The organism is Streptomyces griseoloalbus, from assembly GCA_014650015.1.
Lineage (GTDB): Bacteria > Actinomycetota > Actinomycetes > Streptomycetales > Streptomycetaceae > Streptomyces > Streptomyces griseoloalbus.
This window is the reverse complement of sequence record BMUD01000006.1, coordinates 132,038-152,820: the sequence shown is the minus strand read 5'-3', so window position 1 is coordinate 152,820 and position 20,783 is coordinate 132,038. Positions and strand designations below refer to the sequence as shown.

Genomic DNA, 20,783 nt, shown 5'->3' with positions numbered 1-20,783 from the left:
GTCAGCGCTCCCTCGGATGGCTGTGCACACGGCGGGCCGCCGGTATGCCGTCGGGGAAGCGTCGGCCGTCGCGGCTCGGCGGCAGCACCGCGTCCGCCGTGTTGACCCGGGGCAGCGCGTACGGGTGCGCGTCGGTCAGCCAGCGGATCATCTGCTCGCGGACCTCGACCCGTACCGTCCATATGTCGTCCGCGTCCTTGGCCGTCACCAGGGCCCGCACCTCCATGGTGCTGGGCGTGCTGTCCGTCACGGAGAGGTTGTAAGCGCGGCCGTCCCAGGCCGGGCACTCCCGCAGGATGTCGCGGAGCTTGTCGCGCATCGCCTCCAGTGGTGCCGAGTGGTCGAGGTGCCAGAAGACGATGCCGGTCATCTGCGGCGTACCGCGCGACCAGTTCTCGAACGGCTTGGACGTGAAGTACGACACCGGCATGGTGATCCGGCGCTCGTCCCAGGTGCGCACGGTGAGGAAGGTCAGCGTGATCTCCTCGACCGTGCCCCACTCCCCGTCCACGACCACCGTGTCCCCGATGCGCACCATGTCGCCGAAGGCGATCTGCAGCCCGGCGAACAGGTTGCTCAGGGTGGACTGGGCGGCCACACCGGCGACGATGCCGAGGATGCCGGCCGAGGCCAGCAGCGAGGCTCCGGCCGCGCGCATCGCGGGGAAGGTCAGCAGCATCGCGGCCACCGCCACCACGCCGACGATCGCCGAGACCACCCGCCGGATCAGCGTCACCTGGGTGCGCACGCGGCGGACCCGGGCGGGGTCGCGCTGGTGGCGGGCGCTGGCATAGCGCGTGTACGAGGTCTCGACGACCGCGGCCGCGATCCGGATCACCAGCCAGGCCGCCGAGCCGATCAACACCAGCGTCAGCGTCCTGCCGACACCGCTGCCGTGGCTCCGCAGCAGTTGGGCCTCGTCGTACGCCCCTCTGAGCAGGGCCGCGCAGAGCACCAGCTGGTAGGGGATGCGACCGCGGCGCAGCAGGCCCCACAGCGGAGTCTCGTGGTGGCGTTCGTCGGCCTTGCGCAGCAGCAGATCGGTGGCCCAGCCGAGCAGCAGCGTGAGCACGACCGAGCCGCCGACCACGATCAATGGGCGGAGCACGTCATCCATGCCCTCGAACCTAACCGGCTCGGCGCGGGCCTGAACATGTGACTTCCGCACCATCGCGGGTAGTGCCGGAATCCGGCGTCGTCACACCGGCTGGCACCATGGCCTCATGAACATCGTGCTCTTTCACTCGACCTACGGTCTCAGGCCCGCGGTGCGGCGGGCCGCCGACCGGCTGCGCGCGGCCGGACACGAGGTGTGGACGCCCGACCTCTTCGAGGGCCGTACGTTCGACACGGTCGAGGAGGGCATGGCGTACAAGGAGGAGACCGGCAAGGACGAACTGCTGAGGCGTGCCGTGCTGGCCGCCGCGCCCTACTCGGAGCGGGGGCTGGTGTACGCCGGGTTCTCCTTCGGCGCCTCCGTGGCCCAGACACTGGCCCTCGGCGACGAGAAGGCGCGCGGACTGCTGCTGGTGCACGGCACGTCCGACATCGCGGAGAACGCCTCGGTGGACGAGCTGCCGGTGCAGCTGCACGTCGCCGAGCCGGACCCGTTCGAGACCGACGACTGGCTCACCGCCTGGTACCTGCGGATGGGCCGGGCGGGAGCCGACGTGGAGGTGTACCGGTACGCCGGGGCCGGCCACCTCTACACCGACCCCGACCTCCCGGACTACGACGAGGAGGCCGCCGAGGCCACGTGGCGGGTGGCCCTCGGCTTCCTGGACGCGCTCTAGGAGGATCAGCCGGCGCGGTAGGCGGCCCAGCTCTCCTGCATCCGCGTCACCTGACCCGCGGTGAACTGGTACATGCACGCGTCGTACGTGTAGTCCATGAAGTTGTGGATCGGGTCGGCGCCCGTCTTGCGGGTGCACGTGTCGCGGCCCTCGGGGCACTCGTAGGCGGGGCTCTTCTCGGCCGCCGTGTCCTCGACGTAGTCGCCGCTGCCGTTACAGCCGCCCTGGAAGGTGTGGTAGAGGCCCATCCAGTGGCCGACCTCGTGGGTGGCGGTGTCGCCCTCGTCGTAGTGGGTGGCCGAGCCGCCGGGCAGCGAGGAGTCCAGGACGACCACACCGTCCATCTCCGGGCTGGACCGGTACGAGCTGGGGAAGGTGGCCCAGCCGAGGAGGCCGTCGCCGATGTTGGCGGTGTAGAAGTTGAGCGCGCCCGCGCCGCCCTGGTGCAGGGCGGTCTTCATCGCCTTCTCCTCCGGCGAGCCGTAGCCGACGGTGTACCAGGCGGCGTTGTCGGTGTAGTCGGTGCCGGCCAGCGTGAACTGGAAGCCCGAGTCGGTGTTGCCGGTGCCCTGGCCGGCGTAGGCCGCGTTCAGGACGTTCATCTGGGCGGTGATGTCGGCGGAGCCGAGCTTGCCGGTCTCGCCGTCGTGGATGACGTGGAAGTAGACCGGGATGGTGGCCGAGGCGGCGGTCGCGGTGCTCCTGTCGTTCGCGCGCAGCTTGTCGAGCTTGGCGCGCAGGTCGGCGTCCATGGCCTGGGCGCGGGCCTCGCTGACCGCGTTCGGCTCGGTGGCGTGCTCGCCGTGTCCGGGGTGGGCCTTGCGGGCCGCGGTGTGGGCGTCGTCGGCGCACTCGGTGGCCCGGGTCCCCGCCGCGGCGACGGTGGTGGGCGCGGACAGGGGAGTGAGCATCAGGGTTCCGGCCACGACGGCCGTACCGAGCAGGCGTCTGCGCGACAGGGACGATATCCGGGCAAGCGTACGCATGAGGGCTCCTGGCGGATGCGGTGGGGAGAGAGGCCAGGGATCTTCCTGGCCGCCGCCGGGAGATTACGTGGACATGACGATGCGCCAAGAGGAGTGATCAGGCCCAATCAACCGCCCGTCAAACCGGGGCAATCGGGAAAGTGGCGCTTGCGGAAACGTTACGGTGGCCGGAGTTTGAGAGCGCGATGTCATCGATCCGGCCATCGGGCGGGTGGTGTGTCCGGATTCGACTCACCGTCCACGCCACCCGCCGTAGCGATGCGATCTGCCCTGAACGGCCCGCCCGGCGGTCGGGAGTGGCCGAAAATCGCCTCTTCGGAGGCGTGGCTACACCGGGTCGTACGTGCGCTCGGCCTTCTGCGTGCCGCTGCGCGTGCGGTAGGAGCGGGCCCACGCCGACGTGGCGTCCGCCGCCGTACGGCTGGAGACCACGTAGTAGTCCATCTGCGCCCGCTCGGCGGTGATGTCCAGGACGCCGTAGCCGTGGCGGTCGGTGTCGACCCAGTGGACGTGCCGGTTGGCGGCGCGGATCAGCGGTGCGGCGAGGGCGGAGACGGTCCCCTCGGGAACCTTGACGATGTCGTCGAGGTTGTCGGAGGTCACCGAGGTGACGACGAACTCCGTGGCGGCCGAGGCGGACAGCGGGTAGGTGCCCGCGTTCACCGGCACGTCGTTGGCCCACGCCATGTGGATGTCGCCGGTGAGGAAGACCGTGTTGCGGACGGCGTTCGCGCGCAGGTGGGCGAGGAGTTCGCGACGGTCGTCGGTGTAGCCGTCCCACTGGTCGGTGTTGAGGGCGAGGCCCTCCTGCGGCAGGCCCAGCAGCTCGGCGAGCGGCTTCAGGATGCTCGCGGGAAGGGAACCCACCGCGAACGGTGAGATCATCACCGAGGTGCCGACCAGCCGCCAGGTGGTGTCGGACGCCGTCAGGCCCGCCTTCAGCCAGTCCAGCTGGGCGCGTCCGGTGAGCGTGCGGTCCGGGTCGTCCACGGCACCGTCACCGGTGGAGACCTGCTGGGAGCGGAACGATCGCAGGTCCAGCAGGGACAGGTCGGCGAGCTTGCCGAAGCGCAGCCGGCGGTAGGTGGTGCCGGCCAGCGCGGGGCGTACCGGCATCCACTCGAAGTAGGCCTGCTTGGCGGCGGCCTGACGCGCGGCCCAGGTGCCCTCCGCGCCCTCGGTGTGGTTCTCGGCGCCGCCCGACCAGGTGTCGTTGGCGATCTCGTGGTCGTCCCACATCGCGACGACCGGCGCCCTGTGGTGCAGGGCCTGGAGGTCGGGGTCGGTCTTGTACACGCCGTGCCGGACGCGGTAGTCGGCGAGGGTGACGATCTCGTGGGCGGGCGCGTGCGGGCGGACGACCTCGCCCCGGGCGCCGTACTCGCCGGTGCCGTACTCGTAGAGGTAGTCGCCCAGGTGCAGCCAGGCGTCCAGATCGGACCGGGCGGCGAGGTGGCGGTACGCCGAGAAGTGGCCGGCCTCCCAGTTGGAGCAGGAGACCACGCCGAAGCGCAGCCCGGTCACGGCGGCGTCGGCGGCCGGGGCGGTGCGGGTGCGGGCGACGGGGGAGTCGGTGCCGCCCGCGGAGAAGCGGAACCAGTAGTCGGTGGCCGGTCGCAGGCCCCGGATGTCCGCCTTGACGGTGTGGTCGGATGCGGCGGTGGCGCGGGTCGAGCCCGTGGCGACCACGTCGGTGAGCGCCTTGTCCCGGGCGACGGTCCAGCTCACCTCGGTGTCCGGGCCCCGCCCCGAGCCGGGTGTCGCCTCCGGCGTCGGCGTCACCCGGGTCCACAGCAGGATGCCGTCCGGCAGCGGGTCGCCGGAGGCCACGCCGTGCAGGAAGGCCGGGGCCGGCGTCGCGGCGCGGGCGGGCAGGGACGCGGCGAGCGGTCCTGCCAGCGCCGCGGTGGCGGCGGCTGCCTTGACGACCGTACGACGGCGCGGGGAAAGGGAGTCGGGATCCGCGGTGGCGGAGACGGCACTCTCGGATGATCTGTGTCGGCTGGTCACAGCCGATCAGGTTACTGACAGGTACACGCGAGAGCGGGCGAACCCGCGAAAGTTCGCCCGCTCTTCAGCGCGCGGTCAGCCGGCCGGGGCTCAGGCCTTGAGGGCCGTGTCGAGCGCCGTGGTGAACTCGGCGACCGTCATGGGCGCGTTCTTGCCGTCGGAACCGGTGAGCTTCTTGCCGTCCATCATCAGCGTCGGGGTGCCCTCGGCCTCGCTCTTGTCGAACACGTCGGACATCTCCAGCGCCCACTTGTCGTAGGTGCCGTCCTTCACGGCCGTCTGGAACTCCTTGTTGCCCTTCAGGGCGTCGACCGTGTTCGCGACCTCGATCAGGTACGCGTCGTCCTTGAACTTGTCGTCCGTCTCCTCGGGGTGGTACTCGGCCGAGTAGAGCGCGGACTTGTAGGCGAGGAACGCATCGGGGCCGACGTTCAGCGCGGCGCCCAGGGCGCTCAGGGCGTTCTTGGAGCCCTCGCCGGTCAGGTTGCGGTCGAGGAACGAGGCACCGATGAAGCGGATCTTGTACTTGCCGTCCTCGACGTCCTTCTCGATCGCCTTGCCGACCGTCTGCTCGAACGAGGCGCAGACCGGGCAGCGCGGGTCCTCGTACAGCTCCAGGGTCTTCTTCGCGTCGGACTTACCGATGACCACGGTCGTGCCGTTCTCGCCGCTGGTGTTGGCCGGCTTGACGAGCTTCTCGTCCGCCGCGGCCTCCCAGTGGTCGGGCTTGTTGCCCTGGACGACCGCGTAGCTGATGCCGCCGGCTATCGCCAGCACACCGACGAGGGAGCCGGCGACGATGAGCTGCCGCTTGACCTTGTCGCGCTTGGCCTGGCGCTCGCGCTCGGCGCGCAGCCGCTCACGGGCCGCCTGCTTCGCCGTCTGGCTGTTCCGCTTGCTCATGGTGATGTTCTCCACGGGGGACGCACACGTCGTGTGCGGGATACGTATGGGGGAGTGTTCGTGCTCAGGGGGCGCCGGTCACCGGGGGCCGCGGGGTGCCGCGGGCGACGGGGGTCGCCGGTACCGGGCCCCGGGGTGCCGCGGGCGACCGGGGCTGCCGGTACCAGGGCCGGGGTCGCCTCAGGCGACGGCGGTCGAGCACGGCGGTCCACGCCGTCCCAGGGAGTGCACGAAGAGCAGGGTCCGGGCCGTGGTGGCGGGGCGCGCCGGACGGAACGGGCGGCGCGCCTGCGGGGCCCGGCGCACGGCCACCGCCGCGACCGCGAGCAGCAGCGGCCGGAAGGTGGTCGCCGCCACCGCGCTCAGCAGCTGGCCCAGCGCCCGCTCCCCGCGGCGCAGCCACGCGGCGGCGAGCAGGCCCACCCCGATGTGCGCGCCCAGCAGTGCCCACGCGGTGGCCGGGTCGGCCTGGGCGAGCAGGCCCGCCAGCCGGTCGCCGCCCTCGGCGGAGGACCCGGTGACCCGGGCGAGCGGGGCGCCCACGTCGGTGCCGCCGCCGCACAGCACGTCGAAGCCGACGGAGCGCAGCGGGCCCGCCACCGGGCCGCCCATCCGGCCGTAGCAGACGTGCTGGCCGGTGGTGAAGACGGTGTCGGCGGCCAGTTCCAACGGGATCAGCAGGGCGGCGATCCGCCCGAAGGAGCGTTCCCGGCCCGCCATGACGTACGCCAGGAGGAACACGGCGGCGGCGATCGCGGCCACCGTGTTCACCGGCAGGGGAGCCCCGGACAGCAGCACGTGCGACGCGGTGCTGAGCGTCACGACGACTGCCGTGAACAGCGCCGCGCGGACGGCTCTGAGCTGGGTTCCGGATATGTCCATGGCGGGGAAGAGTCTGTCACGTGCTCCGGTAAGGGATCCCTAAAGGGTTCCTGTGGACAAGGGAATGGTCACAGCCCCGGAATCCTGCCGTTGCGGAACAGGTCCAGGAAGATCTGGTGGTCGCCGCGGGCGCGGGCGCCGTAGGCGTGCGCGAAGTCGACCAGGAGCGGCACCAGCGCGTCCTCGTCGGCCGCGATCGCGGCGTCGATGGCCCGCTCGGTGGAGAACGGCACCAGGGACTCGCCGGAGGTGTCGTCCGCCGCCGAGTGCATCGTGGCCGTGGCCCGGCCCAGGTCGGCGACGACCTGGGCGATCTCCTCCGGCTCGTCGATGTCGCCCCAGTCCAGGTCCACGGCGTACGGCGAGACCTCGGCGACCAGCTGGCCCGCTCCGTCCAGCTCGGTCCAGCCCAGCCACGGGTCGGCGTGCGCCTGGAGGGCGCGCTGGGAGATCACCGTGCGGTGGCCCTCGTGCTGGAAGTAGTCGCCGATGGCCCGGTCGGTGATGTGCCGGGAGACGGCCGGGGTCTGGGCCTGCTTGATGTAGATCACGACATCGTTCTCCAGGGCGTCGCTGTGACCCTCCAGGAGGATGTTGTACGACGGCAGCCCGGCCGAGCCGATGCCGATGCCGCGGCGGCCCACGACGTCCTTCACCCGGTAGGAGTCCGGGCGGGCCAGCGAGGCGTCCGGCAGCGTCTCCAGGTAGCCGTCGAAGGCGGCGAGCACCTTGTAGCGGGTCGCGGCGTCCAGTTCGACCGCGCCGCCGCCGGCGGCGAAGCGGCGCTCGAAGTCGCGGATCTCGGTCATCGACTCCAGCAGCCCGAAACGGGTCAGCGAGCGGGCGTCGCGCAGCGCGTCGAGCAGCGGCCCCTGGGCGGTGTCCAGCGTGAACGGCGGCACCTCGTCGCTCTTCGCGCCGGTGGCCAGCGCGTGGATCCGCTCCCGGTAGGCGGCCGCGTAGATGGTGACCAGCTCGGTGATCTGCTCGTCGCTGAGCGCCTTCGCGTAGCCGATCAGCGCGACGGATGCCGCGAAGCGCTTGAGGTCCCAGGTGAAGGGGCCGACGTAGGCCTCGTCGAAGTCGTTGACGTTGAACACCAGGCGGCCGTTGGAGTCCATGTACGTGCCGAAGTTCTCCGCGTGCAGATCGCCGTGGATCCACACCCGGGACGTCCGGTCGTCCAGGTAGGGGCCGCCGTGTATCGTCCCACCGCCCCGCCCGGACTTCTCCGCGTCCAGATCGTGGTAGAAGAGGCACGCCGTCCCGCGGTAGAACGCGAACGCCGAGGCCGCCATCTTCCGGAACTTCACGCGGAACGCGGCCGGGTCGGCGGCCAGGAGCTCGCCGAAGGCGGTGTCGAGGACGGCGAGGATCTCCTCGCCGCGGTGCTCGTCGTTGAGCTGCGGGACCGACATCGCTGGGTGCCTCCTGGTGCGGGATGTTCCGGGACGGGTGGCCCGTCCCCTGCCTAACGTGCGAAGGGGCGCGGGAGTGCCCACGACCCCCGCTCGAAGGTACGCGGCGATGCCCCCCGAGTGTCAGTGCCGGGGCATAGACTTCGACGCTGTCCCCAGGACTGTCCGCGGGCCGTCCGCGGACCGTCCCCAGCCCGTCGCCGGGTGCCCGTCCGTCGCCCGACGGCCACCCCTCAACGAGGCGCTTCGCGCCACAGCGTTTGCTCTTGGAGGCCGCACCGTGTCAAAGCCGCCGTTCACGCACCTGCACGTCCACACCCAGTACTCGCTGCTGGACGGTGCCGCGCGGCTGAAGGACATGTTCAACGCCTGCAATGAGATGGGCATGACGCACATCGCCATGTCCGACCACGGCAACCTGCACGGGGCGTACGACTTCTTCCACTCCGCGCAGAAGGCCGGAGTCACCCCGATCATCGGGATCGAGGCCTATGTCGCGCCCGAGTCCCGGCGCAACAAGCGCAAGATCCAGTGGGGCCAGCCGCACCAGAAGCGGGACGACGTCTCCGGTTCCGGTGGTTACACCCACAAGACGATCTGGGCCGTGGACAGCACGGGCCTGCACAACCTCTTCCGGCTCTCCTCGGACGCCTACGCCGAGGGCTGGCTGCAGAAGTGGCCCCGGATGGACAAGGAGACCATCGCCAAGTGGTCCACCGGGCTCGTCGCCTCCACCGGGTGCCCCTCGGGCGAGGTGCAGACCCGCCTGCGCCTCGGCCACTTCGACGAGGCCCTCAAGGCCGCCGCCGACTACCAGGACATCTTCGGCAAGGACCGGTACTTCCTGGAGCTGATGGACCACGGCATCGAGATCGAGCACCGGGTCCGCGAGGGCCTGCTGGAGATCGGCAGGAAGCTCGGCATCCCGCCCCTGGTCACCAACGACTCGCACTACACGTACGCGCACGAGGCGGGCGCCCACGACGCGCTGCTGTGCATCCAGACCGGCAAGAACGTCTCCGACCCCGACCGCTTCAAGTTCGACGGCACCGGCTACTACCTCAAGTCCACCGACGAGATGTACGCCATCGACTCCTCGGACGCCTGGCAGCAGGGCTGCGCCAACACCCGGCTGATCGCCGAGATGGTCGACACCACGGGCATGTTCCAAAAGCGCGACCTGATGCCCAAGTTCGACATCCCGGAGGGCTACACCGAGGTCAGCTGGTTCCGCGAGGAGACCCTGCGCGGCATGAACCGCCGCTTCCCGGACGGCATCCCGGACGACCGCATGAAGCAGGTCGAGTACGAGATGGACACCATCATCTCGATGGGCTTCCCGGGATACTTCCTCGTCGTCGCCGACTTCATCATGTGGGCCAAGAAGCAGGGCATCGCCGTCGGCCCCGGCCGAGGCTCCGCGGCCGGCTCGATCGTCGCCTACGCCCTCGGCATCACCGACCTCGACCCCATCCCGCACGGACTGATCTTCGAGCGGTTCCTCAACCCCGAGCGCATCTCGATGCCCGATGTCGACATCGACTTCGACGAGCGCCGGCGCGTCGAGGTGATCCGGTACGTGACCGAGAAGTACGGCGCCGACAAGGTCGCCATGATCGGCACGTACGGCACCATCAAGGCCAAGAACGCGATCAAGGACTCCGCGCGCGTGCTCGGCTACCCGTACGCGATGGGCGACCGGCTCACCAAGGCGATGCCGGCCGACGTCCTGGGCAAGGGCATCCCGCTCTCCGGCATCACGGACCCGAACCACCCCCGGTACTCCGAGGCGGGCGAGATCCGCGGGATGTACGAGAACGAGCCGGACGTGAAGAAGGTCATCGACACCGCCAAGGGCGTCGAGGGCCTGGTCCGGCAGATGGGCGTGCACGCCGCCGGCGTGATCATGTCCAGCGAGACCATCACCGACCATGTACCCGTCTGGGTCCGGCACACCGACGGCGTGACCATCACGCAGTGGGACTACCCGAGCTGCGAGTCGCTCGGCCTGCTGAAGATGGACTTCCTGGGCCTGCGCAACCTGACCATCATGGACGACGCCGTCAAGATGGTGAAGGCCAACAAGGGCATCGACATCGACCTGCTGTCGCTGCCGCTCGACGACCCCACGACCTTCGACCTGCTCCAGCGCGGCGACACCCTCGGCGTGTTCCAGTTCGACGGCGGCCCGATGCGCTCCCTGCTCCGGCTGATGAAGCCGGACAACTTCGAGGACATCTCCGCCGTGTCGGCCCTGTACCGGCCGGGCCCGATGGGCATGAACTCGCACACCAACTACGCCCTGCGCAAGAACGGCCAGCAGGAGATCACGCCCATCCATCCCGAGCTGGAGGAGCCGCTCCGGGAGGTCCTGGACGTCACCCACGGCCTGATCGTCTACCAGGAGCAGGTGCAGAAGGCCGCCCAGATCATCGCCGGGTACTCGCTCGGCGAGGCCGACATCCTCCGCCGTGTGATGGGCAAGAAGAAGCCCGAGGAACTGGCGAAGAACTTCACCATCTTCCAGGAAGGCGCCCGCCGGAACGGCTACAGCGACGAGGCCATCCAGGCGCTGTGGGACGTGCTGGTGCCGTTCGCCGGCTACGCCTTCAACAAGGCGCACTCCGCCGCGTACGGACTGGTGTCGTACTGGACCGCCTACCTGAAGGCGAACCACCCCGCCGAGTACATGGCCGCGCTGCTCACCTCGGTGAAGGACGACAAGGACAAGTCGGCGGTCTACCTCAACGAGTGCCGTCGCATGGGCATCAGGGTCCTCCCGCCCAACGTCAACGAGTCCGAGTCCAACTTCGCCGCACAGGGCGACGAAGTGATCCTCTTCGGCCTGTCGGCGGTGCGCAACGTCGGCACCAACGTCGTGGAGTCGATCATCAAGTGCCGCAAGGCCAAGGGGAAGTACACGTCCTTCCCGGACTACCTCGACAAGGTCGACGCGGTCGTCTGCAACAAGCGCACCACGGAGTCGCTGATCAAGGCCGGTGCCTTCGACTCCATGGGGCACACCCGCAAGGGCCTCACCGCCCAGTACGAGCCGATGATCGACAACGTGGTCGCGGTCAAGCGCAAGGAGGCCGAGGGACAGTTCGACCTCTTCGGCGGCATGGGCGAGGCGGAGACCAGCGAGCCCGGCTTCGGCCTCGACGTCACCTTCACCGACGACGAGTGGGACAAGACCTATCTGCTCGCCCAGGAGCGCGAGATGCTCGGGCTGTACGTCTCCGACCACCCGCTGTTCGGCCTGGAGCACGTGCTGTCCGACAAGGCCGACGCGGGCATCTCCCAGCTCACCGGCGGCGACTTCGGTGACGGCGCGGTCGTCACCATCGGCGGCATCATCTCGGGCCTCCAGCGGAAGATGACCAAGCAGGGCAACGCCTGGGCCATCGCCACCGTGGAGGACCTCGCGGGCTCCATCGAGTGCATGTTCTTCCCGGCGACCTACCAGCTGGTGTCGACGCAACTCGTCGAGGACGCCGTGGTGTTCGTCAAGGGCCGGCTCGACAAGCGCGAGGACGTGCCGCGGCTGGTCGCGATGGAGCTGATGGTCCCCGACCTGTCCAACGCGGGCACCAACGCGCCCGTGGTCCTGACCATCCCGGCCACCCGCGTGACCCCGCCGATGGTCAGCCGGCTCGGCGAGATCCTCACGCACCACAAGGGCGACAGCGAGGTCCGTATCAAGCTCCAGGGGCCGACCAAGACGACGGTGCTGCGCCTGGACCGGCACCGGGTCAAGCCCGACCCGGCCCTGTTCGGCGACCTGAAGGTCCTCCTCGGCCCGTCCTGCCTGGCGGGCTAGGCGGGTTGGCGGGAGCAGGGCCCGGACCGGGTCCCTGCCCCTGCCGGCGCGCGTGAGGGGCGCACCCTGTGGCGGGTGCGCCCCTCTTCATGTGCCCGGGCCGCAACGGCCCGTGACGCGGATGTCAGTTGTGGCCGAAGCGCTTCTGCCGGCCCTTGCCCCGGCCGACCTCGCCGGGGATCACCTGCGTGGTGCGCTGCTCGTCCGGCGTCTCCATCGTGGACGGCTGCGTCGCCCGCTGCGCGCGCTCGGCCTGGGGCTGCTTACGGTCACGGTTCTTGTTCTTGGCCATGGTGATGCCTCCTGTGGGGGACTAGGGGCCAGGGCCGGGACCAGATTCACATAGCCCGACAACGCGCGCATGTCGGACAATTACCGTGTGTGACCGGGGTGGTCGGGGGAGGAAGTGTGGAAACGCCACGCCGAAGATCGAGTTCGGGCCGTTAACCCCGGCGTGGTCGGGCAGACTCGAAGCAAGCCCGAAGCAAACCTCCCGGAAAGAGGGTGGATCGCGTGGACCGCTGCATCGTCCTGGTGGATGCCGGGTATCTGCTGGGGGCCGCCGCCAGTCTCCTCGCCGGGGAGCCGTCGCGGTCCCGCATCACCGTCGACCACGCGGCCCTCATCCAGGGGCTGCGTGACCGCGCCGAGAACGACACGCGGCAGCCGCTGCTGCGCATCTACTGGTTCGACGGCGCCCCCGACCGCGTCCCGCAGCCCGAGCACCGCAGGCTGCGCGTGATGCCCCGGGTCACCGTCCGGCTGGGGGCGCTGACCCGCAGCGACGGCCGCTGGGCGCAGAAGGGCGTCGACGCCGCGATGCACGCCGAGCTGACCGAGCTGGCCCGCAATCGCGCCTGCTCCGACATCGTGCTGGTCACCGGGGACGGCGATCTGCTGCCCGGCATGATGGCCGCCAAGGAACACGGCGTCGCCGTGCACCTGTGGGCCGTGCAGGCCGCCGACGGGGACTACAACCAGTCAGAGGACCTGGTCGCCGAGGCCGACGAACGCCGGGTACTGGACCGGGCGTGGATCACCCAGGCGGTGCGGGCGAAGGACAGCACCGGGGTGTGCGCGCCGTCGCCCGTGCCCCGGCCGGAGATCGCGGCGATCCTCTCCGCGCCGCTGCCGGATTCCGCGCTCGCCGCGGCGGCCGAGCGGACCGCGCAGGAACCGCGGCACCCGGCCGCCGCCGGGGACAGCGGCACCGCCGAGCCGGCACACACGGCCAAGGGCGTGCCCACCCCGAAGGACCTGGCCGCGCTGCGCAGCCCGGCCCCGCACCAGGCCCAGCAGCCCGCCTCCGCCACCCTGCGCTGGTCCTCCGACAAGGGCTGGGTCGACCGGCCCGTCGCCGAGCCGCCGGACGCCGCCTCCATGCCGACCCTCGCCCAGCTGACCACCGCCGAGCAGCGGTGGGCCGACCGCGAGGAGGACATCACCACCGTCGGCGGCGACCCCTTCGAGGTGGGGCAGGTCTTCGCCCGGCGCTGGGTGGAGCGGCTCGGCGACCAGAGCCACATCCAGAAGCTGTCCGCCATGTACCCCCGCATCCCGCACCGCATCGACGGCGAGCTGCTGCGCTACGCGGCCCGCTTCGGGCTCCTGGCCCACAAGGACGACCAGATCGACGAACGCGACCGCTACGCCATCCGAGCGGGCTTCTGGCGGGAGCTCGACGTCCGCACCGGCACGGAACGGGCTCCCGCCGGGGAGTGAGCGGGCGGGCGGTGCGGAGGTTGGACCGTGTGTGGGGTGGTCGGGTCGGCTTGCGGCGCGTTCCTGCTCGTAGGGGCTGAAATGCGGAGCGGGGGTGACCCGGGAGCGGGGTGGAGGGCGGGACCCCGTAGGCTCGTTCCTTGTGAGTACGCGCGCGGCACAGGGATTCCGGCACGGTGATGACGTCGTGTGTGCGGTGCGCGGGCTGACCAAGACCTATCCGGCGGTGCGCGGACGGCGCGGAGTGCCGGCCACCCCCGAGGTCCGCGCCACCGACGACGTACGGCTCGACATCCGGCGCGGTGAGATCTTCGGCCTGCTCGGGCCGAACGGCGCGGGCAAGTCCACCCTCGTGCGCCAGCTGACCGGGCTGATGCGGCCCGACCGCGGCAGTGTGGAGATCCTCGGCCACGACATCGTGCGCCACCCCGAGCGGGCCTCACGCATCCTCGCCTACCTCGGCCAGGAGTCCAGTGCCCTCGACGAACTGACCGTGTCGCTGGCCGTCGAGACCACCGGCCGGCTGCGCGGGCTCGAGGCGCGGCGGGCGCGGGCCGAGCGGGACGACGTCCTCGACGAACTGGGACTCGCCCCGATCGCCGGGCGCCCGCTGAGGAAACTGTCGGGCGGCCAGCGCCGGCTGGCCTGTTTCGCCGCCGCGCTGGTGGGGGAGCGGCCCCTGCTCGTGCTCGACGAGCCCACCACCGGCATGGACCCCGTGGCACGGCGCGCGGTGTGGTCCGCCGTCGACCGGCGCCGCGCCGACCGCGGCACGACCGTGCTGCTGGTCACCCACAACGTCATCGAGGCCGAGACGGTCCTCGACCGGGTCGCCGTGCTCGACCGGGGCCGGGTCATCGCCTGCGACTCCCCGGCCGGACTCAAGGAGCAGGTCGCCGGCGAGGTCCGGGTCGATCTGGTGTGGCGCGAGGCCGCCCCCCTGCACGTGCCCGAGGTCGCCGCGCTGCGCGACCGGGTCGTCGAGTCGGGCCGCCGCTGGACCCTGCGCCTGGCACCCGAGGAGGCCCGTACGGTCGTCGCCACCGTCACCGGTGGGGCCGCCTTCGCCGCCCTGGACGACTTCACGCTGGCCACGCCCAGCCTGGAGGACGTCTACCTGGCGCTGGGCGGCGCCGTGCGGCAGGGGCTGGTGAAGGCGTGAGCACCCGGGCCGTGAGCTCACAGGCCGCCGTCTCCGCACAGAACGGAGCGGGCGCCGGAGCGAATCCTGACGAAGGGGAGCAGCACGACGTGAGTGTCGTACCCGCCGATGTCCTGCCGGGCGGCGCCCTGGCCCGGAAGCAGGCCGCGCCGGCACCGGCCGAGCTCGGCCCCCGGGCGCGGCTGTGGCCGTCGCTGGCGGCCGTGTACCGGGCACAGCTGTCCCGGGCACGGGTCGCGCGGATCCCGCTGCTGTTCGTGGCCACCTTCCAGTCGATCGGCATCATGATCCTGATGCGCGGGGTCGTGGACGGCGGCGGCGAGGCGCAGGCCGTGGTCGCCGGCTCGGCGGTGCTGGTCGTCGCCTTCGTCGCGCTGAACCTCCTCGCCCAGTACTTCGGGCAGCTGCGGGCCAGCGGCGGGCTCGACCACTACGCCACCCTGCCCGTGCCGCCGGCCGCGGTGGTGCTGGGCGCGGCCGGCGCGTACGCGTCGTTCACCGTGCCGGGGACCGTCGTGACCGCCCTCTTCGGGTGCGCGCTGTTCGGGCTGCCGGTGGCGCATCTGTGGATCCTGGTCGCGGTGATCCCGCTCGCGGGTGCCGCGCTCGCCGGGCTCGGGGCGGCCCTCGGCCTGCTCGCGCCCCGGCCGGAACTGGCCACGCTGCTCGGGCAGCTGGGTATGTCGGCGGCGCTGCTGCTGGGCGTGCTGCCACCGGAGCGGATGCCGGAGGCGGTGCGCCTCGCCCGCGACCTGCTGCCGTCGACGTACGGCGTCGAGGCCTTCGCGCGGACCTTCGGACCCCATCCCGACTGGGCCCGCGTGCTCGGTGACCTCGCCGTGTGCGTGGGCGTCGGCGTGATCTCGCTGGCCGTGGCGACCTGGGCGTACCGCAGGGCGGCCGTCCGGTGACGCGCCGCACAGCCGGGCCTGGCACGATGTCAGGGTGAGCGCACCTCTGACACCACCGCCGCCTCCGCATGAACCTTCCGCGCGGGACGCGTGGCAGACGCCGGCCGACGGGCCGGCGGCCGCCGCGTTCCAGCACTCCGGGGACACCGGGCACGCCGAGTATCCGCGGCACGGCTGGTGGTACGACCAGGACGGCCCCGGGATGAAGACCGAAATGCGGGAGGCCGCCGTGACGGCGGTGGCGGTGGCGCTCGGCGGGGTGCTGCTCGGTGTGCTGTGGTGGTGGCTGGCGCCGCGCGTGCCGCTGGTGGGTGACGTGGTCGGCGACACCTGGGTCGTCTACTTCAAGGACTCCGAGGGCGAGCAGGCCGTCGGGGTCGACGGGACGTTCTCGCTCCTCGCCCTGGGCTTCGGCGCGGTGAGCGCGCTCGTCGCGTTCCTGGTACGCCGCCGCGGAGGTGTGCCGCTGGTGGTGGCGCTGGCCGTCGGAGGGCTGCTCGGATCGCTGCTGGCCTGGCGGCTCGGCGTGTGGCTCGGACCCGCGCAGGATGTGGTCGCGCAGGCAAGGAGCGCCGGCAAGGGCGTCACCTTCGACGCACCGCTGAGGCTGAGCGCGAAGGGCGCGCTGCTGGTCTGGCCCTTCGCGGCACTCGTCCTGCACCTGGGCCTGACGGGCCTGTTCGGCCCCCGTGACCCGGACCCCCTCGCACCCCAGGGACCGTACGCCCCCCAGGGCGCCGGACCGAAGGCCTGAGTGGGCTGTCCCGGGACGTCGGTGGCACGCGTGCTGGGTGCTTGAACAGGTGAGGGCCTTCTGGGTTCGGTGTGGATCGCGACATCCGCGCCCGAGCGCGGGAGGCCCTCGTGTCCTACCGTCATGCCCCGTACCCCACCGTCATGCCCCGTACCCCACCGTAATGCCCCGCTGACGCCGACCGGCTACGCGCGCCCGATCGGGGCCAGGGTCGCGGAGGTCAGCTCGGTCAGGTCGTCGGGGGAGAGTTCGACCTCCAGGCCGCGGCGGCCGGCCGAGACGCAGATCGTCCCGTGCAGCCTGGCCGACTCGTCCAGGACCGTGGGCAGCCTCTTGCGCTGGCCCAGTGGCGAGATGCCGCCGCGGACGTATCCCGTGGTGCGCTCCGCCAGCGCCGGGTCGGCCATCGCCGCCCGCTTGCCGCCGACCGCCGCCGCGAGGGCCTTGAGGTCCAGCTGGCCTGCCACCGGGACCACCGCCACCGTCAGCGCGCCGTCGACGTCCGCCACCAGCGTCTTGAAGACCCGGTCCGGCGAGACGCCCATCGCCTCGGCCGCCTCCTCGCCGTACGACGGGTGGGAGGGGTCGTGGTCATAGGAGTGGACGGTGAACGGCACACCGGCCGCGGCGAGCGCGACCGTCGCGGGCGTGCCCCCGGACTGCTGCTGTTTCCTGGACTTCTTCGCCATCGCTGCGTGTACCCCCCAGACAGTCGTACGTCAGTTGAGACTCGTCGGGCCGCGCGTCAGGTCCGACGACGGCAACGAGGGCAGGTTACGGATGATGGCCGTCTCCCTGCGAAGGAGTTTCAGCTCGTCGCGGAGGCGGGAGGCGGTGTCCGGCGCCTGGAGCAGACGCTGCTTCGTCGGCGTGTCCAGCATCATCGCGGCGGCGACCAGATAGGAGACGACACCCGGCTCGTCCGGCAGGTCCGCGCCGGTCGTCAGCGACCGCTCCCGCGCTCCCGCCAGCCGCTTCTGGTACTGGCGGAACGCCCGCAGCACCCCCTCCGCCAGCGCCCCCGCCTCCTCGCCGGGATCCTCGGCCACCGGATCCAACTCGGCCGTCAGATAGGGCCCCGAGGAGTCGACCGACAGCAGCCGCACCCGGGTCGTGCCGGTCGCCAGCACCTCGAAGGTGCCGTCGGCCCGCTCCCGGATCGTCGCCGCGTCGGCCACGCAGGCCACCTTGTGGAAGGCGCGCAGCGGGTCGGTGCCGAAGCCGGCCGCCGGGCCCTGGTCGGGCACGGCCGTCGGGTCGGGCAGGCCGGGGACGCTCGGCGCCACCTCGTGGCCGTCCCGGATCGCCACGACGGCGAACCGGCGCGGCTCGTCCTCGGGGGTCTTGAGCAGCTCGCGCATCAGGGCGCGATAGCGCTCCTCGAAGACGCTGAGCGGAAGCACGAGCCCCGGGAACAACACCGTGTTCAGGGGGAAGAGCGGAAGCCGGACGGTGGTCACGACGCAAAAGCCTAATGGTCGCCGAAGCGGAGTCGCCCGCCCTGCCCACCCCTCGGACGATCGGAAGCCGAGTCGGAGGAGCCCATTGTGGCCGTGGGGGAGCCGTACGCGACCGCCGTGCGCACGGTCTGACGCACCTCCAGGAACCGGCCGAGCGGATCGTCGGCGTCCCGGTCCCAGGGGAAGGACGTCGCATACGGGCCGGTCAGGCGCAGTTGCTCCAGGGCGTCCTGCCAGCGTTCCAGGCGGACGAGGACGTAGGTCAGCAGATTGCGCAGCTCGGCCGGCCAGCACTGGCCCGTCGGCAGCCGGGCGGACAGCGCGACGGCACGGTCGGCCGCCGCGTCGAGCCGCTCGCGCCGCACTTCGGGACCGCAGTCGTCGGTCAGATAGCCGAAGGCCGCCCGCAGCGGCAGCGCCTGCGTGAGCGAGCCCTCCGGCGCGTCCTGCGCGGCCAGGTCCGCGAAGTCGAAGCACTCGCGGTGCGAACCGTGCCACGAGGACGCCAGATAGCGCAGGGCCGCCACATGGCAGCCGTGGTGGTGCGGGGCGCGGCGCACCGCCGCCTCCCACAGCTCCTCGACGTACGTGTGACCGGCGTGCGCGCCCCGGGCGTGGTCCAGGGCGAGCCGCCAGGGCACCGGATCGCGGCTGTCCGACCGCGCGGCGGTCGTGATCAGCGGGCTCACCTCGCGCAGCAGCTCGATCCGGGCCGGCGAGTCCCAGGCGCGGTCCACCGCCCGCTGGGCGTCCACCAGCAGCCCGTCCGGGTCGCGCGGGGCGAGAGCGCGCCAGGTGTCCAGCCACTCGGGGCGCGAACGCGCGAAGCGGGCGAGCCGCCGCACATACCGGTCGCGGTGCTCCCAGGCGCCCGCGCGCCGGGTGGCGGCGAGCAGTTCGACGGCCGGTGTGTGGTCACCGTCCGCCGCACCGACCAGCGCCCGGCCCAGCGCGTCGTCGGGTGCGTCGAGGAGCACCTCGTCGTCGGCGGGCAGTACGACGGGGGCGGGGGACGCGGCACCCGTCGATGTGCCTCGCACCCGGGACGTACGGGTGAACCCGTGCAACAGAGCCATGGTTGGACCATTGAAAGTCCGCAGGTCACAGCGGCGCCAGAGCCCACACGGAAGTCATGGAAAGTTGTACGGGGTTCGGTCAAAGCCCGGTAAAAAGCTGACAGTTTCTCACCTTGAAAGACCTCTCCGGCACCAGTGGCCCCATGCGTCACAGGTGCTTCAGGTGCTTCAGGTGCTTCAGGTGCTTCAGGTGCTTCAGGTGCGCCGCAGCGTCCGGGTGGCCCCCGCCGCCACGGTCGTCGCCAGGATCCAGCCCAGCAGGATGAACGCGGCCGACAGCCACTGCCAGCCGCCGCGCATCTGCCAGAAGCCCACCTGGCCCAGGTCGATCACCGGCAGCAGCAGGTCCAGGGCGAACAGGGCCGGGTTCCACGCCGGATGCTCACCGCTCTTGAGGGGCGGGAGGTCCGCGCGCGCGAAGGCCAGCGAACCGCACGCCCACAGCACCGCCATCCACACCGCGGCCCGGCCCGGACGATATCCGTAGGCGACCGTCCAGTCCTGCGCGTACCCCCACAGCTTGGCCGCCGGCGGCAGGCTCTCGCGGCGGCGGCGCTGCTTGGCGAGCAGCACCTCCCGGGCGTCCTCGTCCTCCCCGCCCTCGCGCAGCACGGCGGCCAGCCGCTCGTACGGCTCCGGGTTGTACTCGGCGCTCGCCGCGTCCACCCACCGCAGCCGCAGCGCCAGCGGGAACGGCCCGCGCGGCACCAGGTTCTCGTAGGTGAAACCGCCCATGTGCAGCCGGCCCGGGCCCGGCCAGCTGTCCGCCCGGTCCATCAGGTTGACCACCCGCGCCCCCGACAGCACCACCTTGCCGCGCGCCGGCCGCTCCCCGAGGAAGCGCAGCTCCGGCGTCTGCACCCGGCGCAGCGACAGCTCCTGTTCGTCGGTGAAGGTGAACCCCGCCCCCTCGAAGTCGACCGCGTCCCCGAACCGCCCGTCGTCCAGCCGCACCCCGCCCTGGCACTCGAACCGCTGGATCCGCGTCCCGCGCGCCGGAGTCATCCCGCTCCGCGCCTGGGCACCCACCCCCGCCGGGGTCAGATACAGCGAGCGCTCCACGGTCAGCTGGGGCGCGTTCAGCGCGAGGCGCGTGGACGGGTTGACCAGACGGGCACCGCGCAGGCTCAGCGAGACGCCTATCGTCGCGCTGCGCAGGCTCAGCTCGCCGTGCGACTCCAGCATCTCCGCCTGGAGGTCCTGGCCGACCGTCATCCCGTCGGCGGCGATCGAGCGGCCACTGCGGTCCCGGTGCACGATCGCCTGGTTGAGCAGCAGATCCGTACCGATCCGGGCGTCGGTGAGCCGTATGCCGCCCAGGAACCGGCAGCGCGGCAGATGCAGATCGCCCTCGGTGTGCAGCCGGGCGGCCTCCAGACGGGGTATCGAGCAGTCCACCAGCCGCACGGTCGTGAAGCGGGCCTCAGGCAGCAGCACGTCCCGCTCGAAGCGGCAGCCCCGCATCTCCACGTACGGCACCACCGTGCCGCCGGCGAGGTCCAGGGTGCCGCTGACCCGCACCCCGACCAGCTTCAGCGAGGAGACCCGGCCGACCAGCGCGGGCGGGCCGTCCAGCAGGAGCCAGCACACGACGCGCGCCCGGACCGTCCGCTCGGCGCCCCACGGATGCCCTCCGTGCGGATCGTCGACCACCGTGTCCCCGCTGCTCAGGTCGTACACACTGCCGTTGCGGAAGGCCTGCCACATTCCGGCCTCCGCGGCGGTCAGGTCCTCCGGCGGCTCTCCGGCGCCCGGTCCCACCCCCTCGGTCACGGAACTCCCCTCCTCCTCACATACTCGCGGGTTCGTCCCTTCGTACAACCGTTCATGCCCGGTCGGGTGACGCGTTGAACACGGAAAGTGAAGAAGATCTGCGGAATGTGCGC

Annotated in this window: 17 protein-coding genes; 6 read left to right on the top strand and 11 right to left on the bottom strand. The window is 71.5% G+C overall.

The window, feature by feature from the left end:
* Position 1 precedes the first annotated feature (1 nt).
* Positions 2-1,117, bottom strand: coding sequence for a mechanosensitive ion channel family protein (locus IE178_RS11365; RefSeq protein ID WP_193512145.1), 1,116 nt, complete (start codon positions 1,115-1,117; stop codon positions 2-4).
* Positions 1,118-1,223: 106 nt separating this feature from the next.
* Between IE178_RS11365 and IE178_RS11360 the strand changes: the two genes are divergently transcribed.
* Positions 1,224-1,793, top strand: a complete 570-nt coding sequence (locus IE178_RS11360; RefSeq protein WP_193512144.1) for a dienelactone hydrolase family protein — start codon at positions 1,224-1,226, stop codon at positions 1,791-1,793.
* Positions 1,794-1,798: 5 nt separating this feature from the next.
* Here the strand turns inward: IE178_RS11360 and IE178_RS11355 are convergent, their stop codons facing one another.
* The 5 genes from IE178_RS11355 to IE178_RS11335 form a co-directional block, all read right to left on the bottom strand.
* Positions 1,799-2,779 (bottom strand): zinc metalloprotease, encoded by a 981-nt coding sequence (locus IE178_RS11355; protein ID WP_193512143.1) that lies wholly within the window; start codon positions 2,777-2,779, stop codon positions 1,799-1,801.
* A gap of 327 nt (positions 2,780-3,106) precedes the next feature.
* Complete coding sequence (locus IE178_RS11350) at positions 3,107-4,789, bottom strand: alkaline phosphatase D family protein (RefSeq protein WP_193512142.1); 1,683 nt, start codon at positions 4,787-4,789, stop codon at positions 3,107-3,109.
* Between the two features lie 90 nt (positions 4,790-4,879).
* A complete protein-coding gene (locus IE178_RS11345; protein ID WP_184763398.1) occupies positions 4,880-5,692 on the bottom strand; it encodes a DsbA family protein in 813 nt (270 codons plus the stop codon).
* A 180-nt stretch (positions 5,693-5,872) separates the two neighbouring features.
* On the bottom strand, positions 5,873-6,574 hold the full coding sequence (locus IE178_RS11340) for a hypothetical protein (protein ID WP_193512141.1): 702 nt from the start codon (positions 6,572-6,574) through the stop codon (positions 5,873-5,875).
* Positions 6,575-6,642: 68 nt separating this feature from the next.
* Positions 6,643-7,992: a DUF2252 domain-containing protein gene (locus IE178_RS11335; RefSeq protein WP_193512140.1), complete on the bottom strand. Its 1,350-nt coding sequence runs from the start codon at positions 7,990-7,992 to the stop codon at positions 6,643-6,645.
* A 280-nt stretch (positions 7,993-8,272) separates the two neighbouring features.
* On the opposite strand from IE178_RS11335, the gene dnaE reads away from it, so the two are divergent.
* Entirely contained in the window at positions 8,273-11,812 is a 3,540-nt protein-coding gene (dnaE, locus tag IE178_RS11330; protein ID WP_193512139.1) for a DNA polymerase III subunit alpha, read from the top strand.
* A gap of 124 nt (positions 11,813-11,936) precedes the next feature.
* On the opposite strand, the gene IE178_RS11325 is transcribed toward dnaE, so the two are convergent.
* Positions 11,937-12,104: a hypothetical protein gene (locus IE178_RS11325; RefSeq protein ID WP_184763402.1), complete on the bottom strand. Its 168-nt coding sequence runs from the start codon at positions 12,102-12,104 to the stop codon at positions 11,937-11,939.
* 221 nt (positions 12,105-12,325) lie between these two features.
* Between IE178_RS11325 and IE178_RS11320 the strand changes: the two genes are divergently transcribed.
* From IE178_RS11320 to IE178_RS11305, 4 genes are all read left to right on the top strand, one after another.
* Positions 12,326-13,534 (top strand): NYN domain-containing protein, encoded by a 1,209-nt coding sequence (locus IE178_RS11320; protein ID WP_193512138.1) that lies wholly within the window; start codon positions 12,326-12,328, stop codon positions 13,532-13,534.
* 187 nt (positions 13,535-13,721) lie between these two features.
* A complete protein-coding gene (locus IE178_RS11315; RefSeq protein ID WP_184763680.1) occupies positions 13,722-14,696 on the top strand; it encodes an ABC transporter ATP-binding protein in 975 nt (324 codons plus the stop codon).
* Between the two features lie 89 nt (positions 14,697-14,785).
* Positions 14,786-15,607: an ABC transporter permease gene (locus IE178_RS11310; protein WP_184763404.1), complete on the top strand. Its 822-nt coding sequence runs from the start codon at positions 14,786-14,788 to the stop codon at positions 15,605-15,607.
* A gap of 34 nt (positions 15,608-15,641) precedes the next feature.
* On the top strand, positions 15,642-16,361 hold the full coding sequence (locus IE178_RS11305; protein ID WP_184763405.1) for an AAA family ATPase: 720 nt from the start codon (positions 15,642-15,644) through the stop codon (positions 16,359-16,361).
* Positions 16,362-16,546: 185 nt separating this feature from the next.
* On the opposite strand, the gene ybaK is transcribed toward IE178_RS11305, so the two are convergent.
* The 4 genes from ybaK to IE178_RS11285 all read right to left on the bottom strand — a co-directional run bounded on the left by ybaK (position 16,547) and on the right by IE178_RS11285 (position 20,670).
* Positions 16,547-17,050 (bottom strand): Cys-tRNA(Pro) deacylase, encoded by a 504-nt coding sequence (ybaK, locus tag IE178_RS11300; RefSeq protein WP_184763406.1) that lies wholly within the window; start codon positions 17,048-17,050, stop codon positions 16,547-16,549.
* Positions 17,051-17,080: 30 nt separating this feature from the next.
* The gene (locus IE178_RS11295; protein WP_184763407.1) at positions 17,081-17,821 is read right to left on the bottom strand and encodes an LON peptidase substrate-binding domain-containing protein; all 741 of its coding nucleotides are present in this window, start codon (positions 17,819-17,821) and stop codon (positions 17,081-17,083) included.
* Between the two features lie 11 nt (positions 17,822-17,832).
* Positions 17,833-18,897, bottom strand: a complete 1,065-nt coding sequence (locus tag IE178_RS11290; RefSeq protein WP_193512137.1) for a hypothetical protein — start codon at positions 18,895-18,897, stop codon at positions 17,833-17,835.
* Between the two features lie 195 nt (positions 18,898-19,092).
* Entirely contained in the window at positions 19,093-20,670 is a 1,578-nt protein-coding gene (locus tag IE178_RS11285) for an oxidoreductase (protein ID WP_193512136.1), read from the bottom strand.
* Positions 20,671-20,783: the final 113 nt, after the last annotated feature.

What these genes read in the sequence shown, in the direction of transcription:
- IE178_RS11325 (WP_184763402.1), bottom strand. Translation starts at nt 12,104, where the DNA reads ATGGCCAAGAACAAGAACCGTGACCGTAAGCAGCCCCAGGCCGAGCGC.
- IE178_RS11290 (WP_193512137.1), bottom strand. Translation starts at nt 18,897, where the DNA reads ATGGCTCTGTTGCACGGGTTCACCCGTACGTCCCGGGTGCGAGGCACA.
- IE178_RS11355 (WP_193512143.1), bottom strand. Translation starts at nt 2,779, where the DNA reads ATGCGTACGCTTGCCCGGATATCGTCCCTGTCGCGCAGACGCCTGCTC.
- IE178_RS11345 (WP_184763398.1), bottom strand. Translation starts at nt 5,692, where the DNA reads ATGAGCAAGCGGAACAGCCAGACGGCGAAGCAGGCGGCCCGTGAGCGG.
- ybaK (WP_184763406.1), bottom strand. Translation starts at nt 17,050, where the DNA reads ATGGCGAAGAAGTCCAGGAAACAGCAGCAGTCCGGGGGCACGCCCGCG.
- IE178_RS11360 (WP_193512144.1), top strand. Translation starts at nt 1,224, where the DNA reads ATGAACATCGTGCTCTTTCACTCGACCTACGGTCTCAGGCCCGCGGTG.
- IE178_RS11365 (WP_193512145.1), bottom strand. Translation starts at nt 1,117, where the DNA reads ATGGATGACGTGCTCCGCCCATTGATCGTGGTCGGCGGCTCGGTCGTG.
- IE178_RS11340 (WP_193512141.1), bottom strand. Translation starts at nt 6,574, where the DNA reads ATGGACATATCCGGAACCCAGCTCAGAGCCGTCCGCGCGGCGCTGTTC.
- IE178_RS11335 (WP_193512140.1), bottom strand. Translation starts at nt 7,992, where the DNA reads ATGTCGGTCCCGCAGCTCAACGACGAGCACCGCGGCGAGGAGATCCTC.